This is a genomic window from Acinetobacter sp. ANC 4805 (assembly GCF_022549495.1).
Lineage (GTDB): Bacteria > Pseudomonadota > Gammaproteobacteria > Pseudomonadales > Moraxellaceae > Acinetobacter.
In genome coordinates, this window is sequence record NZ_JAKZGD010000003.1 from 154,622 (window position 1) to 171,173 (window position 16,552).

Consider the following 16,552-nt stretch of genomic DNA (forward strand, 5'->3'; position numbering starts at 1 on the left):
AGGGGCATAAACTCTCCCCAACTAAAAATATTTACAAACATTTTTGCTCCTATAAAGCCAAGATAAATCGTGTATCACATCTAGCTGATTCGATGAATAAACAGTAGAATATGCGCTCTCTCATAAGTCACATTGTGGTAGGTTCGTTAGACCCGCCCGTGGAGCCAAAGTCAACATGTTTATCGTGGCCGGTGCATCAGCACATTCTTCTTTTAAGAAAGCTCAACTCTTAAACCGTTTAGCGTCAATGAGTTCTGTTCAATCTTTTGACAGCCAGTGGGTTTATTTGTTTGATCAAGCGCTCAACGAGCAGCAACATCAATCGGCATTACAACTTTTAAACGATGGTCAATCTTTCGAACTTCGCCAAGCTGCAAGTGATGAAATCCAAATTTTAGTAACACCACGTGTCGGCACAATCTCGCCGTGGTCATCTAAAGCAACGGATATTTTCCAAAACTGTAATACGCCAATTCACCGTTTAGAACGTGGTCTGCTATTTACACTGAAAGGTGTGAAAGAGATTTCGAACGAAGTGAAATTGGCATTACATGACCGTATGACAGAGAATGTTTTTGCTCAAATCGAAGATGCAAAAGCATTGTTCTCAGAAACTGCACCAAAGCCACTCAATTCAATTGATATTTTAGGTCAAGGAAAAGAAGCTTTAGTGAAAGCCAACAATGAGTTTGGTTTTGCTTTATCTGAGCAAGAAATTGATTACTTAACCGAAGCATTTACCAAGCTCGGCCGTAATCCAAACGACATCGAATTGATGATGTTTGCTCAAGCAAACTCTGAACACTGTCGTCATAAAATCTTTGGTTCTGAATGGACAATTGATGGTGAAAAACAGCCATTATCATTGTTCCAAATGATTAAAAATACCTATAAAGAATCTCCAACAGATGTGTTATCAGCATATAAAGATAACGCGTCTGTGATCGTGGGTTATGACACGATGCGTTTTTATCCGAAAGCGGATGAAAATGGTCACTTCGTTTATAAATATAAGAGCCAAGCTGCTCATATTTTAATGAAGGTTGAAACACACAACCATCCAACTGCAATTGCTCCATTTGCAGGTGCTGCAACAGGTTCGGGCGGTGAAATCCGTGATGAAGGTGCAACAGGTCGTGGTGGTAAACCAAAAGCAGGTCTAACAGGCTTTACTGTTTCAAACTTAAATATCCCTGGTTTTGAACAACCTTGGGAAGATAACTACGGTAAACCTTCACGTATGGCATCGCCATTACAAATCATGATCGAAGGTCCACTCGGCGGTGCTGCGTTTAATAACGAATTCGGTCGCCCAGCATTGAATGGTTATTTCCGTACTTTCGAACAGAATGTAAATGGTGATGTAAAAGGCTTCCACAAGCCGATTATGATTGCAGGTGGTTACGGTAACATTCGTCCTGACCATGTTGAAAAAGATGCGATCCAACCGGGTGACTTACTCATCGTGTTGGGTGGCCCTGCAATGTTGATCGGTCTTGGCGGTGGTGCAGCGTCTTCTGTAGACAGCGGGACTATGGGCGAGAGCTTGGACTTTGCTTCTGTTCAACGTGAAAACCCAGAAATGGAACGTCGTTGCCAAGAAGTCATCGATACATGCTGGCGCTTAGAAGACTTTAACCCAATCGTGTCTGTACATGATGTGGGTGCGGGTGGTGTATCTAATGCTATGCCAGAACTTGTGAATGATCATGAGTTGGGTGCCGTGCTTAACTTACGTAAAATTCCATCATTAGAGCCGGGCATGAGCCCAATGGAGATCTGGTCAAATGAAGCACAAGAACGTTATGTACTTGCCATTCGTCCAGAGTCTTTAGAACAGTTTGAAGAAATTTGTGCACGTGAGCGTTGTCCGTTTGCAGTACTTGGTGAAGCGACTGAAGCGCGTCACTTAACTGTTGAAGACCCTTTGTTTGAGAACAAGCCTGTCGATATTCCAATGCAGGTGATCTTAGGCGGTACACCGCGTATGCAACGTTCGTATGAAACGATTGAACGTACAGGTAATGATTTTGATGCTGCGAAAGTTAACTTGAAAGATGCAATTTTCCGTGTATTAAAAAATCCAACAGTTGCTTCTAAATCATTCTTGATCACCATCGGTGACCGTTCGATTACAGGTATGGTTGCACGTGATCAAATGGTTGGTCGCTGGCAAGTACCTGTTGCGGATGCAGCAGTAACCACTACAAGTTTGCAAGGCTTCACAGGTGAAGCAATGGCAATGGGTGAACGTCCACCAGTTGCATTGTTGAATCCTGCTGCATCTGCTCGTTTAGCAGTTGCCGAAGCAATCACCAATATTGCCTGTGCCAACATTGAACAAATCAGTGATATCAAACTGTCTGCAAACTGGATGGCAGCAGCGGGTCAAAAAGGTGAAGACCAAGCCTTATTTGAAGGTGTGAAAGCGATTGGTATGGAAATGTGTCCTGCATTAGGTATCGCAATTCCAGTCGGTAAAGATTCACTTTCAATGCGTACCACTTGGAATGATGGCGAAGACAAAGCGGTAACATCGCCAATGACAGGTGTGATCACTGCATTTGCACCTGTTTTAGATGTACGTAAAACGTTAACACCTGAACTCAAAAACCTAGAAGACTCAGTACTGGTACGTATCGATTTGTCTAAAGGTCAATTCCGTTTGGGTGGTTCGATCCTTGCGCAAGTGTACAAAGCCATTGGTTCTGTGACACCTGATGTGGATAGTTTTGATGACTTCAAAGCATTCTTTGCTTTGATTCAAGACTGGAACAATCGTGGTGTGATCAAGGCTTACCATGACATCGGTGATGGTGGTTTATTGGCGACTGTTGCTGAAATGATGTTCGCATCACGTTTAGGTGTAGCCTTAGAAAATCAATCAACTGAAAGCTTATTTGCTGAAGAAATTGGTGCTGTATTACAAATTACAGCAGCTGATTGGGCGCAATTAGAAGTTGAAGTTGCAGCATCAAGTTTGAAAGATGCAATTGCGGTTGTAGGTCGTGTGAACACAACCGATCAATTGGCTGTGAATGGTTTAACTTTAGCACGTGCTGAATTACAACAAGCATGGGCGGAAGTATCACATCAAATTCAACGTTTGCGTGACAACGTTGAAACTGCGGATCAAGAATTTTCGTTGATTGCAGATCAAAATCATAAAGGTTTAATTGCACAAGCGACTTATGACCTAAATGAGCCTGTTGAAGCGCCATTTATCAATACACGTCGTCCAAACATGGCAATCTTGCGTGAGCAGGGTGTGAATGGTCATGTTGAAATGGCAGCTGCTTTTGACAAAGTCGGCTTTAATACCATTGACGTACACATGAGTGACTTACTTGCGGGTCGTGTCAGCTTGAGCGATTTTGAAGGTTTAGTAGCATGTGGTGGTTTCTCATACGGTGACGTGATGGGCGCAGGTGGTGGTTGGGCGAAATCAGTGTTATTCAATGCGAAGTTACGTGATCAGTTTGAACAATTCTTCCACCGTGAAGATACGTTCAGCTTGGGTGTATGTAATGGCTGTCAAATGATGTCACAACTTGCACCACTTATTCCAGGTGCAGAGCATTGGGGACGTTTCCACCGCAATACCTCAGAAGTATTTGAAGCGCGTGCAGTCAATGTTCGTGTAGAAAAATCTGTTTCGGTCTTGCTTGAAGATATGCAAGGTTCGATTTTACCAATCGCAGTTGCGCATGGTGAAGGGCGTTTAGTTGCAACAGAACAACAACTTGCTGCTTTAAATGCAGAGAATCAAGTGATCTTGCGTTATGTGGACAGCTTGGGTAACCCAACTCAACACTATCCGTTGAATCCAAATGGTTCACCAGAAGCGATTACGGGTCAAACTTCTAAAGATGGTCGTGCAACTGTGATGATGCCACACCCTGAGCGTAACTTCCGTGCTTTACAGCATTCGTGGAAGCCTGAAGATTGGGCTGAAGATGGTGCTTGGTTACGTATGTTCCGTAACGCACGTAAATTTATTGGTTAATTAAAAACCAATTGTTGAAAATGCCACTTTTTAAGTGGCATTTTTTTTCTCAAGTTATGGATTTAATGAGAGAATAAACTTTATAAGTGTATTAAAAATAAATGACTGATAATAAATATTTTTTATTGAAAAATAACAATATAGTAGCTATGTAAAAATTTAACTATGGTATCCTTGTTGTGTTTAAGGGGAGAAATAAAACGATGAAAAAAATACTAATTTTATCTATTCTGTTAACAGGATGCTCAACAGCATATCAACCGCATGCATTGTTAGGTCAACAAGGTTTTGCAGAAACTGAATTATCTCAAAATCATTTTAGAGTGACGTTTAGAGGGAATGATAAAACATCTGAACAACGTGCAAGTGATTTTGCATTGTTGAGAGCTTCTGAATTGATGATTGCGAGAGGATGTACGAATTTTAAAGTGCTTAATTCTGCAAATGAGAGCATCAGTCGCCTAGCATTTCCGCAGACACATAAGGTAAATGCATTTTCAAGTGCCATAGAAAATCGTATACATGGAAATAGTGATGGTTTTTCTAAAGTATATTCACCAAAATCGACAATCGAAGTTGGATGTGCAACCGAAAATGTGAGTGCGGAAAGCAGAATATATGCTTCGGCTTCTATTAATGAATCAATTAAGAATAAATACCAGATTGGAATGAAATAAAATTTAAGCTAGAACAGATCGAGATAGATTTCATTTGCTCTATGATTTTTGCTTGGCTTGAATGAACGTGAGGGACTATTTTTAATCGAATACATTAAAAATGTCTTATTGTGTGAAGGAAATCATGAAGAAAATTGTTCCTGTTGTGTTAAGGCATCAACAGCAAGGTTTGGAAATATTGGCTTTTCGGCATCCACTTGCAGGGACTCAATTGGTCAAGGGAACAATAGAACAAGATGAAAAACATGAGCAGGCTGCTGTTCGTGAATTATTTGAAGAGTCTGGATTAGTCGCTGAGCCAAATCCAAAGTTTATGGGAAGTCTTTCGCTTAGATTTAATCAACAGGATTGGTATTTCTATTTATGTGAAATTACTAAAGTGACTTCTGACTCTTGGTTGCATTATTGTCATGATGATGGTGGTTTAGAGTTTGAGTTCTTTTGGTATCCTTTACATCAAAAACCTAGTGAAGATTGGCATGAGACTTTTCAGGAAGCTTTGGGTTTTATCAAAATATATTTTGATTCGAAAAAGTAAAAGCCATCATGAAATGACTCTTACCTTTATAAGCTTGTTGGATTTAGCAATCTTTAGATTCTAATATCATCGGATGTTTATACATCACATCTGTACGAAGTACATATTTTTGACCTGAAAGCACAGGTGCTCCCTCATGTAACTGTTGATGCTCAAATACTAATATCTGCCCAAGTTTGGGTTGAATACTCGCGATTTGAGTTTCTTTACAGGGTTTCAGCATGCCACTATCACGGTAAAACACTGTTTCTCCACCTGTAAAATCTTCACTTAGGTAGATTAATAAAGTCAGTTGACTACTATGCCAATCATTCACCTCATAAATCCCATCCCAATGTGGTCTAAATGTTTCACCATTTTCATAACGATAAAAACGAAAACGTTCATTTAAGCCACTTAATGTCCAGCCATTCAATTGCTCAGGTAAGAGATGTTTGAGTTTGGAAAATAGTGTTTCGGCAAGTTGAATATCATCATAAATGACTCGTTTATTATTTCTGACATTGGTAAGAACTTGACGAGCTGAGTTTACGAATATATCTGCTGTTTCATAATGATATTGATGACTAAGTTCGATGAATGAGAGGCATTCTTGATTTGAAAAGACATCATCTACAGTAAAAATTAAAGGTGAGTTCTGATGTGTGTGTCGTTTTTCTTGTTGTAGAAAAAGAGTTTGAGTAGAAGTTATCCCATTTTGATGACCTATTCTGTTGAGTGGAATCATGGTTATTTTAGCATCATTATAATTTTATTGCTATTTTAAAAAATGGTTCAATTATTGCTTTCCATATTCTGACAGTAGATAAGATATGGAAAAATATGATGAAAAATGAAAATCAAATAAGAACGATTGATACCAAAGACAAAGGCTGGTTTTGGTTTAGCTTAACCTTAGCGATTCAAATGCTATTTATTGTGATAAGTTACCTTGTGATAAATATTTAGCTTTGATATTTCTGTATTTTTAAGGTTATGATCGAATTATGATTTAAATATCTCAGATACCCGACTTATGTTAAAACTCATTTATTATGTACCTGAATCTCATCTTGAGTCGACGAAACAAGCCATTTTTGCAGTGGGAGCAGGGGGTGTCGGCAACTATGAAGATTGTGCATGGCAAGTGAAAGGAATAGGGCAATTTAAGCCTGTTAACGGTGCAAATCCCTTTTTAGGGCAATTGAATGAATTGGAACAACTTGAAGAATGGCGAGTTGAAACGATTGTCTCAGAAGAGAAAGCCAGTGCTGTAGCAAAAGCATTAAAAGCAAGCCATCCTTATGAAGAGCCTGCCTTTGAATTTCTGCAAATTTTGGATATTCAGTAAGATTAAACTTTTTGAATAAACAAATTACGGTCAAAACGATATTGAGGGAAGAACACGCCATCTTTGGCACGTTCACCTGCACCAATCACCATGACTGGATATTGTTGATCGTTTAATTTCAAAATTTTACGAACCAATGGTTCATCAAAGCCTTCCATCATACAACTATCAAAACCATAAGCACGTAAAGCCAATACTAGATTTTCACAGGCTAACGCAGTGGTTTTTGTCGCCCAGAGTTGGGTGTCAGCAGGATTAAAAGCGGTTACAGGCAGTTGTTTATCTAGCGTTCGTACCACTTTGAATGCTACTTTTTTAAAGTTACCCAAGGCATTGAAGTAACCTGTTTTATAATTGTATGGAATAAAACGATAATATTTTTGTACCATCGCAGGAGCTTCAGGAAATGGAAATTCGCTAATATTACGTTTTGCCATTTCATCAATACGGTCTGTACGTGCCACACATACAATTAATTCCGCAGCGGTTTTAGCCGCAAGTTGCCCTAAGCAAGCTTTGACTAATTGTTTTTTCTTACTTGGATTTTGCACCACATAAAAAGTCCAAGGCTGTAAATTTGATGAGTTGGGTGCAAGTAATGCCAAATCTAAGCAATCATCCAAAATTTCAGTTGGAATCGCTTTATCGGTAAATTTACGCACGGAACGGCGACTTTCAATTACTTTGCGAAAGTTAGCCACATCAATATCTTGTGGGGCAGCTTCGTAATAACGATTCTTTTCGGTTTTTGTTTGATCTGTCATGAGCGATGTATTTTCCTTAAGTGTTTATATCCATATTGGGATGCAAAATAAAAAAACCACCTAGTTTTTTAAACTAAGTGGTTTTGATGAGTGCGCTAAGACCTGATTAATTGAACTGAGAAAAATCAGGTTTACGCTTTTGCATGAATGCTTGTACGGCTTCCATCATTTCAGGTGAACGTACACGCTGCATAAAGATTTCTGCTTCATCATCTACACAAGCGATGATTTCAGCTAAATCTTGTTTCATCAGTGCTTTGGTTTGCTTGATTGATGCGAGTGGTAAAGCCGCTAAATGTTGAGCTGTTTTTTGAGCTGTTGCATAAACATCTTCAACAATTTCATTGACTAAGTTTGCTTTGACAGCGGTTTCTGCATCAAATTTTTTCGCTGTGAATAACAATTCAGCTGCTTTTTGATAGCCTGCTTGTTTCACCAGTAAACGACTTGCAGCGCCTTCTGGAGAAAGACCAAGGCTTACGAATGGAATTTGGAACAGGGCAGTATTGTCTGAAAATACGATATCAGCATGTAATAAGATGGTCACACCGATACCAATCGCAACGCCTTTCACAGCAATAATTAATGGCTTAGAAAAACGTGCTGCTGCTTTTAATAATACAAATGGAGGTTGATCACCTGCTTTGCCTTCATGTGGCTTTTGGATGAAGCTCATGAAGTCTTTCATGTCATTACCCGCAGTAAAGTCTTGTTCTGCACCACGGAAAATGACGACACGAACATCTTTACTCGCATCAGCTTCATCAAAGGCTTGTGCGATCCAGAGGTAAAGTTCACCATAAAGTGCATTTTTTGCTTCTGAGCGGTTAATGGCTAAGGTGAGTACGCCATCTTCTAAATTTGCTTGCAAATGTTGATGAGGTTGTTGAATACAGCTAAGCGTCATCGTACTATCCTTGCTTTAATCCAGATTGATTTTTAAGTGTCCTCATTATGTCGCATATTTTCTTGAATGGCACAACTGATGAGTTCACAAAAAGTGAAATTACGCCTATGTACACATTTGACTATCTTATTTTTATTGGACGCTTTCAGCCATTTCATTTTGCACATATGCAAACCATTGAAATCGCATTGCAACAGAGTCAACATGTGGTATTAGCATTGGGTTCTGCACAATCAGAACGAAATATCAAAAATCCATTTTTAGCCACTGAACGTGAGCAAATGATTCTGTCCAATTTTTCTGAGGCGGATCAAAAGCGCATCCATTTTGTGCATGTGATTGATGTTTATAATGATGAAAAATGGGTAAAACAAGTTAAAAGTTTAGTCAATCAAGTGATTGAGCCCAATGCAAAAGTAGGCTTGATCGGTCATTTCAAAGATGAATCTTCGTATTATTTAGCCTTATTTCCTGAGTGGGAAATGGTGGAGCTAGATAGTCTAAGAGATTCTATTTCAGCCACACCGATGCGAGAAGCGTATTATCGGGGAGAGATTCAAACTGAATTTTTTCCAAAGGGAACGGTTCAATTTTTGACTGAATTTAAAAATACTGAAGTCTATGCTGAGTTACAGCGCAAATATTTTGCGGGTGATAAAAGCAATTTAGCTTAACCATATTCTTATGGTTTTAATTCTTTCATCAGGAAATCAATAAAAACACGAATATGAAAAGACTCGTGTTTTTTTGACGGATAGAGCAGGGAAAAGGGGCGCGAAGTACCTGAAAATGCTGTTAGCACTTCAATTAATTCTCCATTTTTAAGCTCTTTTTCTACAATAAAACGATAAGTTTGTAATAAACCTGCGCTATGTTTTGCCAGTGTCACTGTACCTAAAATATCATCAAAGCAACGGATATTTCCTACGCTGTGATATTCAATCATCTGTTGATTCAAATTGAATAGCCAAGGTACATTTTTGCCCGTACTCGGGAGTACAAATTGAATGCATTGATGATGCTGTAAATCGTCAATGCTTTGCGGTGTACCAAATTGTTTTAAATATTGAGGTGATGCCACAACAACGAGTTCTGCGAGTTCGAGTTGACGTGCAATCAAATTTGAATCAGCAAATTGTCGCCCACGAATCGCTAAATCATAACCTTCTGCAATAAAGTCCACATTTTTATTGGTCAGTTGTACATCTATGTCGATGGCTGGATATTGCTGTGAAAATTTTGCCAATAAAGGCAATATTCGATAATGCCCATAAGGGGTTGGAACACTGATACGAATCAAGCCAGATGGTTGTTGGTTTTGATTTTTGAGTTGTTGTTCCGCCTCTAAAATTTGATTGAGTGCTTGTTTACATTCATCAAAGTAGATTTTTCCTTGTGCTGTCAAACGCACTTGTCGGGTCGTTCGTACAAACAGTGGGGTCGCTAGATGTTTTTCTAGGCGAGCAATCGAGCGACTCACTGCGGCTGGGCTGACACCTGCTTGTAGTGCTGCTTTAGAAAAGCTCTCATATTCCGCAACTAAGCAAAATAGCTCTACGCTACTAAACATCATTCGTTTAAGTTGTTGAGTCATTGATTACACCATGTAAAAAATGATTTGAGTTGTAGGCTATTTAAGCACATAAATGTAAATAATAAGATGATTTCATTGCTTGTAATGGAGTCAATTTATGAAACTGTTTTATTCACCAAATGCTTGTTCTTTAGCACCACATATTGTTTTAAGAGAACTCGGAATTCCATTTGAATTGATCAGAGTGGATTTACAGCAGCATTTAACAGAATTGAAGCAAGATTTTTATCAACTTAATTCAAAAGGACAAGTGCCTTTGTTGCAGTTTAATGATGGCTCTTTTTTAACTGAGGGCACTGTTATTTGTCAGTTTTTGGTTGATCAATCTTCTCGTCAGGATTTGTTAGCCGAAATAAATACCTTTGAGCGTTACCAAGTTCTTGTATGGATGAATTTTATTGCTGCGGAAATTCATAAAGCATATTCACCATTTTTCCATGAGTCCTATGGCGAAGAATCTAAAACTGTCTTTAGTACGATTTTAAATAAACACTATGCATGGGTCGATCAACAACTAGATGGGCAAAATTATTTAACGGGAAGTAATTTTACGATTGCAGATATTTATCTGTTTGTCGTAACACGATGGGCCGATTTTATTGGATTGAATTTAAGTCATTATATTCATTTGACTCAATTTATGCAGCGAATTGCTCGTCGTCAAACAGTTCAAGATGCGATTGCAGTTGAAGCAGCTTAATCCTTTGGTCATCAAACAAAATTATAACAGGACATTGATATGCCTTATATCTTGATTCAAATTACGAAAGAGAATGTTTCAACACAACAAAAGCAGCAGTTGATTAAAGAGGCAACAGATCTTGTGGTTCGTATACTGGATAAAGATCCTGCAACCACATTTGTGGTGATTGATGAGGTTGAAACCGATAATTGGGGTGTTGCAGGTGAATCTGTTTCTGCAATACGGCAAAGACAAAGTTGAGTATCTAAAATGCAAAATAATTCGATAACTGAGATTCAACAGCAACTCGAAAAATACTTCGATGCTTTGTATTTTTGTGATGTGAACCTGCTGAGTGATGTTTTTCATCCTGATGCTGTGTATATCAATGCAACTGATCAGCCTGTCTTAGGACTCAGTATGTCTGAATACTTTCCGATTGTTGCAAGCAGGATTTCTCCTGCTTCAAAACAACAGTTGAGACAAGATAAAATTATTTCCATCAACATGATTCATGATCAGTTGGCGATGGTACATGTTGAGTGTGTGATTCAGCCTAAATATTTTTATGATGCACTTACATTTGTACAAAAAGAGGGTGAGTGGAAAATTATTTCTAAAGTCTTTCATTATCAACTTTTAGAAGATTAATTAAGCATCTTCCCAAAAGATCAGTCGATTTGAAAAAGGATCAGTCATACTGAGTTCTAATGTTTCCCAGTCTGTTTTTTCGATTTGAGGTTTAGCAAATTGATAGTGCTTTGCCTCAAGTTCAGTATGTAGAAAAGTAAGATTTTCCCAATAAATACGGATCGCACTATGTGGACTTGCATCCCCAAAATGTTCTGTTAGGTGGATGATGCAATCATCTTTGGATATTTGTAAATATGAAGGGAAGTTGTCTGCAAATTTATGCTGCCAGTCGAGTTGGAAGCCTAAATAATCTAGATAAAATGTTTGAGCTAATTCAATATCAAAAATACGGAAAATAGGGGTGATTGAACCAGATTGCATTATTCGTCCTTGCTAGCGAACACCAAATTGTTGCGTCCAGTAGCTCTTTTGTTTGGTGGATTGGTCAAATGTACAGGCAATGGCATAGTCTGTAAATTTAGGATGCATGAGATTACTACAATGTACTGGGCTCGCAAGCCATACCGACATCACTTCATTTAAATTTTTTTGTCCTCTTGCAACATTTTCACCGCCACCTCGACCTTTAAATTCAGATTGTTTTAGACGTGCTTTTAAATATAATCCAGTGCTACTGATATGTCCAAGTATGTTGTGACTTGCCATATCTTCGGCATGAGCAAAAGCACTTTGATATAAGTGCCGATTCCATGTTAAGGGTGCAGCAGCAGCGAAATGTTGCTGACCACATTGGCGTGGATGCTGACGAATTTCATTAATGGCATGGATAATCACTTGCTGATAGGCAGGGTTTTGTAAGTCTTGGCAGCGTATTTCCGTTGTTTCGATTTGAATTTGTGCTACTGATGTTGCATTTTCTTGAGGTGTAGTCGTTGGGGCACTTGTATTGCATGCAGATAGAAGAATGAAACCAAGTAATGAGCAAAATAAGTTGCGCTGATTCATTTTCAATATCTTTAATTATTTTAATCTTTTTATCATACGCTAAGGCTGAAGTGTGGAGCAATTTACACACATCAAAAAAGCGAGTATGGAACTCGCTTTTTTTGTTACCTAAGATTATGAAGCCGCTTGTAGTGCTTTTAAATCTTGCAATACTTGCTCAGCATGTCCAGCAGCTTTGACTTTTCGATAGCTTTTTACCAGTTGCTGATTGTGGAAAATAAAGGTTGAGCGTTCGATGCCCATCACTTGTTTGCCATACATATTTTTTTCTTTAATCACATCGAAATGTTTGCACAAGATTTCTTCTTTATCACTAATTAAATCAATCGTGAGCGATTGTTTCTCAGTGAAGTTTTGATGTGCTTTGACTGAGTCGCGTGATACCCCAAGAATTTGGCAATTTAAAGCATCAAATTGATCTTTTAAGCATGAAAAGCCGATCGCTTGAGTCGTACAGCCTGGTGTTGAATCTTTTGGGTAAAAATAGAGTACTAACCATTCATTGGTGAGTTCAGCTAGATTCACTTCACCTTGTGTTGTTGGAAAAGTATGGTTCGGTAGTTGAATATTCTCAGACATTTCGATTCCTTCAATAAAACTAAAGTTGGTCTAGTTCAAGTGGTAAAAAAGCATATTCTTCATGATAAACAATATCACCCTGTCGTACAGGAATTGCTTTGTTAAAAATTGGTCCATCAATAACCGTGGTATGGAACTCACCACCTTCGCCACACGGATCTATACCGCGATTTTCTAATTCTTGGATGTATTCTAAAGTCAGGATCTTACCCAAATCGTCAATTTGCATACCAAGCTTCAAATTTACCGTTACGATCACACTGCGAAAGCCAAGCTTGATAAATTCTTCAACGACTTCACGATGAGGGCGTAGCCAAAGTGGCATGCCTAATTTAAGTCCGACTTGTTGGGTAACACGGTCATGCCAACAACCATATTTGGGCATATCTAGGTCGCCTGTGACCAGTACTTCTGCGCCTTGTTGTTTAGCTTGCTGAAGTAGCTCTATAAATTTACTTTCATAGTCAGCCCAGCTTGAAGATGCCATAAAAATAGGTAAACCAATAGCATCCGCTTGTGCTTGAATAATATCGAGTGGCATGGCATGTGAACGGGAGCGTTGTCCTTGTTCTTCTAACATGACAATTAATCCAGTCGCTTTGCCTGTTTGCATGGTATGGTACAGGGCAAGTGAACTGTCTTTCCCCCCACTAAATGAAACAATACATTGTCGTTGATGGGTATTGGTCTTCCATTGATCCTGCATGGTGTAATTCAACTTATTCAAGATAAAAGAAATTTTAACAGAACTGATAAAAAAGCCTGCATAAATGCAGGCTTCATTTTTAACAATATACGCTTATTTTTTCGGAGCTTGCGTTTGTTGCTGCTGAGCTGCTTTCATTGCTTCTTCAGTCAATTTTTCTAATTTAGTTACTAGTGGTGCGCCTAAACAAGCTTGTAATTCTTTATTTTGCTGCTGTACAAAGCCTAAAGAACTTGGGCTTTTCTTCGCATTGATGGCACTTTGGATTTCCCATTTCTGTGCTTCAGTCACTTTACCTTGAGCGTCAATTTGGCATCCACAGAACTTGCTTACTTCTGCTGCTGACAATTTACCGCCTTTAGTGGTCTGTTCTTTACAAACATTAATTAAACCAGCTTTTACATTGGTACTTTTATATGCAGCTTGTAATGGATTATCTGCTGCGTGCGTTGCTGTTGCAAATAAAGCCGCAGCTGACATCATTGTAGAAAGAATAAGATTTGATTTGAAAAACTTCATATATTGTACCTAATGATTGCCCTATATCGTTTATTCAGTATAACGTGTAGGGTCCGTAATACCTGCTTCGATGAAACCTTGTTGACGTAAACGGCAACTGTCGCATTTGCCACACGCACGTCCTTGAGCATCTGCCTGATAGCAGGATACCGTTTGGCTATAGTCTACGCCATGTTCGATGCCTAAGCGTATAATATTCGCTTTGGATAAATGTAACAGAGGTGTTTCAATTTTAAGAGGTTTTCCTTCTACACCAGCCTTGGTTGCAAGACGGGCTAGATTGGCAAAAGCGTCAATAAATTCAGGACGACAATCTGGATATCCTGAATAATCAACAGCATTTACGCCGATCACGATGGCTTCAGCATCAAAAACTTCTGCTGCTGCAAGTGCATAAGATAAGAAAATTGTGTTACGTGCTGGAACATAAGTGACAGGAATCCCTTCTTGTAATTGTTCTGGGACTTCAATGTTATGATCCGTCAGCGCTGAGCCACCTAAATTACCTAAATCAATATTAATGACACGGTGTTGTACACCTGCATGTTGTGCAATAATTTTGGCTGCATCAAGTTCAGTCGTTGACCGTTGACCATACATAAAACTTAAAGCGATACATTCATAGTTTGCTTGTGCCCAAGCAAGGCATGTCGTTGAGTCCAAGCCGCCAGACAATAATACGATGGCACGAGAACGCATATTATTTTCCATGATTCAACCTAAAAATAAATTTGAAGAAAATTGATATTTATTAAACAGAGTATTGTGATCTTTCTAACGACCAGATTCATCATTCCACAACAGTTTATGTAACTGTAATTGGAAGCGAACAGGGAGATGGTCATCTAAAATCCACTGTGCTAAGTCCCGAGCTAATGCAGGTAAGGCAACAGCACCTTTTTCAACTGCAAAAGCAGGTGAGAACCATACTGTACTCACTTTTTCTTGCAACTGGAATTGTTCGAGTTGTTGTTTTGACCATTCATAGTCTGCATGATTACAAATTACAAACTTAATCTGATCGTGCTGCGTTAAATAGTCAAGATTGGTCAATAAATTACGATGATCTTCTTTTGATGTTGGCGTTTTTAAGTCGAGTACTTTGGAAACACGTGGATCAACTTTCGAGACATCTAAAGCACCACTGGTTTCTAAGGAAACGTTAAAACCAAGATCACACAGGCGCTGTAATAAAATCAGACAGTTTGGTTGTGCAAGAGGCTCACCACCTGTTACACAGATATATGGTGTTTTATGTTGGCTTGCTGTTTCAATGATCTGTTCAAGTGACTGACGTTCGCCACCTTCAAAAGAGTAAGTCGTATCGCAATAACTGCAACGTAATGGACAGCCTGTTAAACGAATAAAAACCGTTGGTAAGCCAAAAGTATTCGCTTCGCCTTGCAAAGAATAAAAGATCTCTGTAATGCGTAAACCAGCCGCAGGATCTGAGACAGGAATTGCAGAAGAACGTAAGGAAGCCATAAACAGTTACCACAAACAGGTGCTATACAAGTAGCATATTACATAAAAACAAAATCTCTACGACCATGACTGATCGTAGAGACGGGGAACGATCAAGTTCCGCAATAAGTATTACAAATTAGTCCGCACGTAATAAGTCATTCAAACTGGTTTTAGCGCGAGTTTTCGCATCTACTTTTTTCACGATGACCGCAGCATAAAGGCTGTAAGTGCCGCATTTTGATGGAAGGCTACCTGCAACGACAACTGAACCTGCTGGTACGCGACCATAGTGGATTTCGCCAGTTTCGCGATCAAAGATTTTAGTTGATTGACCAATGAAGACACCCATTGAAATCACAGAACCTTCTTCAACAATCACGCCTTCAACGATTTCAGAACGTGCGCCGATGAAGCAGTTATCTTCAATAATGGTTGGGTTTGCTTGTAATGGTTCTAAAACACCACCAATACCAACACCACCTGATAAGTGAACATTTTTACCGATTTGAGCGCATGAACCCACAGTTGCCCAAGTATCAACCATCGTGCCTTCATCGACATAAGCACCGATGTTGACATAAGAAGGCATCAACACCACGTTTTTCGCTTGGAAGCTACCACGGCGTGCTACAGCAGGTGGTACAACACGAACACCAGCAGCTTTGAATTGCTCTTCAGTCCAGCCAGAGTATTTAGTATCTACTTTGTCATAAAAACGAAGATCGCATGCTTCGATTGGTTTATTGTCATTCAGTTTAAATGATAATAAAACCGCTTTTTTTAGCCATTGGTGAACAACCCACTCACCATCAATTTTTTCAGCGACACGAAGTGTACCGTTGTCTAAAGCCGTCAATGCTTCTTCAACAGCTTGACGAATTTCAGTTGGACAATCCGTTGCACTGTAGTTTGCACGGTCTTCAAAGGCTTGCTCAATGATTGTAGAAAGCTGAGACATGATCTTCCTTCTTCCAAAAAATAAATTTCGGAGATTTTACACTAATTTGGATCAAGAATCTTTGAAAAAAGTCGTTACAATAAATTGTTGTAAGAATATGCAATAAAACGGTAATAAATACGGAGTTTATTGTTTTTTATCTATAATTTTTAATTATACAATTATCCTTAATTTGTATCAAAAAATAACAAAAAGTAATCAGTTATTGTATAAAAAAATAGCAGTC

The 16,552-nt window shown here is 38.8% G+C and carries 21 protein-coding genes; 9 read left to right on the forward strand and 12 right to left on the reverse strand.

Annotation, left to right across the window (positions count from 1 at the left end):
* Positions 1–175 precede the first annotated feature (175 nt).
* The 3 genes from purL (at position 176) to MMP60_RS05295 (ending at position 5,221) form a co-directional block, all read left to right on the forward strand.
* Positions 176–4,006 carry a phosphoribosylformylglycinamidine synthase gene (gene purL / locus MMP60_RS05285; RefSeq protein WP_241335298.1) on the forward strand — a complete coding sequence of 1,277 codons (3,831 nt, stop codon included), beginning with the start codon at positions 176–178 and terminating at the stop codon, positions 4,004–4,006.
* Positions 4,007–4,209: 203 nt separating this feature from the next.
* Positions 4,210–4,683 carry a hypothetical protein gene (locus MMP60_RS05290; protein WP_241335299.1) on the forward strand — a complete coding sequence of 158 codons (474 nt, stop codon included), beginning with the start codon at positions 4,210–4,212 and terminating at the stop codon, positions 4,681–4,683.
* 124 nt (positions 4,684–4,807) lie between these two features.
* Entirely contained in the window at positions 4,808–5,221 is a 414-nt protein-coding gene (locus MMP60_RS05295) for an NUDIX domain-containing protein (RefSeq protein ID WP_241335300.1), read from the forward strand.
* A gap of 43 nt (positions 5,222–5,264) precedes the next feature.
* Here the strand turns inward: MMP60_RS05295 and MMP60_RS05300 are convergent, their stop codons facing one another.
* A complete protein-coding gene (locus tag MMP60_RS05300) occupies positions 5,265–5,948 on the reverse strand; it encodes a 2OG-Fe(II) oxygenase (protein ID WP_241335301.1) in 684 nt (227 codons plus the stop codon).
* A 95-nt stretch (positions 5,949–6,043) separates the two neighbouring features.
* On the opposite strand from MMP60_RS05300, the gene MMP60_RS15905 reads away from it, so the two are divergent.
* Together MMP60_RS15905 and MMP60_RS05305 are read left to right on the forward strand one after the other, a co-directional pair.
* Positions 6,044–6,169 carry a KGW motif small protein gene (locus MMP60_RS15905; RefSeq protein ID WP_277603679.1) on the forward strand — a complete coding sequence of 42 codons (126 nt, stop codon included), beginning with the start codon at positions 6,044–6,046 and terminating at the stop codon, positions 6,167–6,169.
* 67 nt (positions 6,170–6,236) lie between these two features.
* Positions 6,237–6,551 carry an NGG1p interacting factor NIF3 gene (locus MMP60_RS05305; protein ID WP_241335302.1) on the forward strand — a complete coding sequence of 105 codons (315 nt, stop codon included), beginning with the start codon at positions 6,237–6,239 and terminating at the stop codon, positions 6,549–6,551.
* A 2-nt stretch (positions 6,552–6,553) separates the two neighbouring features.
* Here MMP60_RS05305 and MMP60_RS05310 read toward each other — a convergent pair whose 3' ends face one another.
* Both MMP60_RS05310 and MMP60_RS05315 read right to left on the reverse strand, forming a co-directional pair.
* The gene (locus MMP60_RS05310) at positions 6,554–7,315 is read right to left on the reverse strand and encodes a nitroreductase family protein (RefSeq protein WP_018677203.1); all 762 of its coding nucleotides are present in this window, start codon (positions 7,313–7,315) and stop codon (positions 6,554–6,556) included.
* A gap of 106 nt (positions 7,316–7,421) precedes the next feature.
* Entirely contained in the window at positions 7,422–8,222 is an 801-nt protein-coding gene (locus MMP60_RS05315; protein WP_241335303.1) for an enoyl-CoA hydratase-related protein, read from the reverse strand.
* Between the two features lie 107 nt (positions 8,223–8,329).
* On the opposite strand from MMP60_RS05315, the gene MMP60_RS05320 reads away from it, so the two are divergent.
* On the forward strand, positions 8,330–8,896 hold the full coding sequence (locus MMP60_RS05320; protein ID WP_241335499.1) for a nicotinate-nicotinamide nucleotide adenylyltransferase: 567 nt from the start codon (positions 8,330–8,332) through the stop codon (positions 8,894–8,896).
* 8 nt (positions 8,897–8,904) lie between these two features.
* Here the strand turns inward: MMP60_RS05320 and MMP60_RS05325 are convergent, their stop codons facing one another.
* The gene (locus tag MMP60_RS05325) at positions 8,905–9,816 is read right to left on the reverse strand and encodes a LysR family transcriptional regulator (protein ID WP_241335304.1); all 912 of its coding nucleotides are present in this window, start codon (positions 9,814–9,816) and stop codon (positions 8,905–8,907) included.
* 97 nt (positions 9,817–9,913) lie between these two features.
* On the opposite strand from MMP60_RS05325, the gene gstA reads away from it, so the two are divergent.
* The 3 genes from gstA to MMP60_RS05340 are packed head-to-tail and all read left to right on the forward strand — an operon-like array spanning position 9,914 to position 11,149.
* Positions 9,914–10,516 carry a glutathione transferase GstA gene (gene gstA / locus MMP60_RS05330; protein ID WP_241335305.1) on the forward strand — a complete coding sequence of 201 codons (603 nt, stop codon included), beginning with the start codon at positions 9,914–9,916 and terminating at the stop codon, positions 10,514–10,516.
* A 39-nt stretch (positions 10,517–10,555) separates the two neighbouring features.
* Positions 10,556–10,759 (forward strand): 4-oxalocrotonate tautomerase family protein, encoded by a 204-nt coding sequence (locus MMP60_RS05335; RefSeq protein ID WP_241335306.1) that lies wholly within the window; start codon positions 10,556–10,558, stop codon positions 10,757–10,759.
* Between the two features lie 9 nt (positions 10,760–10,768).
* The gene (locus tag MMP60_RS05340; protein WP_241335307.1) at positions 10,769–11,149 is read left to right on the forward strand and encodes a nuclear transport factor 2 family protein; all 381 of its coding nucleotides are present in this window, start codon (positions 10,769–10,771) and stop codon (positions 11,147–11,149) included.
* On the opposite strand, the gene MMP60_RS05345 is transcribed toward MMP60_RS05340, so the two are convergent.
* The 8 genes from MMP60_RS05345 to dapD all read right to left on the reverse strand — a co-directional run bounded on the left by MMP60_RS05345 (position 11,150) and on the right by dapD (position 16,326).
* Positions 11,150–11,512, reverse strand: a complete 363-nt coding sequence (locus tag MMP60_RS05345) for a glyoxalase superfamily protein (protein ID WP_241335308.1) — start codon at positions 11,510–11,512, stop codon at positions 11,150–11,152.
* Between the two features lie 12 nt (positions 11,513–11,524).
* Positions 11,525–12,097 (reverse strand): CAP domain-containing protein, encoded by a 573-nt coding sequence (locus tag MMP60_RS05350; protein ID WP_241335309.1) that lies wholly within the window; start codon positions 12,095–12,097, stop codon positions 11,525–11,527.
* 114 nt (positions 12,098–12,211) lie between these two features.
* Positions 12,212–12,676 carry a peroxiredoxin gene (locus tag MMP60_RS05355; protein ID WP_241335310.1) on the reverse strand — a complete coding sequence of 155 codons (465 nt, stop codon included), beginning with the start codon at positions 12,674–12,676 and terminating at the stop codon, positions 12,212–12,214.
* A gap of 19 nt (positions 12,677–12,695) precedes the next feature.
* The gene (locus MMP60_RS05360) at positions 12,696–13,382 is read right to left on the reverse strand and encodes a diphthine--ammonia ligase (RefSeq protein ID WP_241335311.1); all 687 of its coding nucleotides are present in this window, start codon (positions 13,380–13,382) and stop codon (positions 12,696–12,698) included.
* A gap of 93 nt (positions 13,383–13,475) precedes the next feature.
* The gene (locus MMP60_RS05365) at positions 13,476–13,901 is read right to left on the reverse strand and encodes a hypothetical protein (RefSeq protein WP_241335312.1); all 426 of its coding nucleotides are present in this window, start codon (positions 13,899–13,901) and stop codon (positions 13,476–13,478) included.
* Positions 13,902–13,931: 30 nt separating this feature from the next.
* Complete coding sequence (gene queC / locus MMP60_RS05370; RefSeq protein ID WP_241335500.1) at positions 13,932–14,600, reverse strand: 7-cyano-7-deazaguanine synthase QueC; 669 nt, start codon at positions 14,598–14,600, stop codon at positions 13,932–13,934.
* Between the two features lie 75 nt (positions 14,601–14,675).
* A complete protein-coding gene (queE, locus tag MMP60_RS05375) occupies positions 14,676–15,386 on the reverse strand; it encodes a 7-carboxy-7-deazaguanine synthase QueE (protein WP_241335313.1) in 711 nt (236 codons plus the stop codon).
* A gap of 118 nt (positions 15,387–15,504) precedes the next feature.
* Positions 15,505–16,326, reverse strand: a complete 822-nt coding sequence (gene dapD, locus MMP60_RS05380; RefSeq protein WP_241335314.1) for a 2,3,4,5-tetrahydropyridine-2,6-dicarboxylate N-succinyltransferase — start codon at positions 16,324–16,326, stop codon at positions 15,505–15,507.
* Positions 16,327–16,552 lie beyond the last annotated feature (226 nt).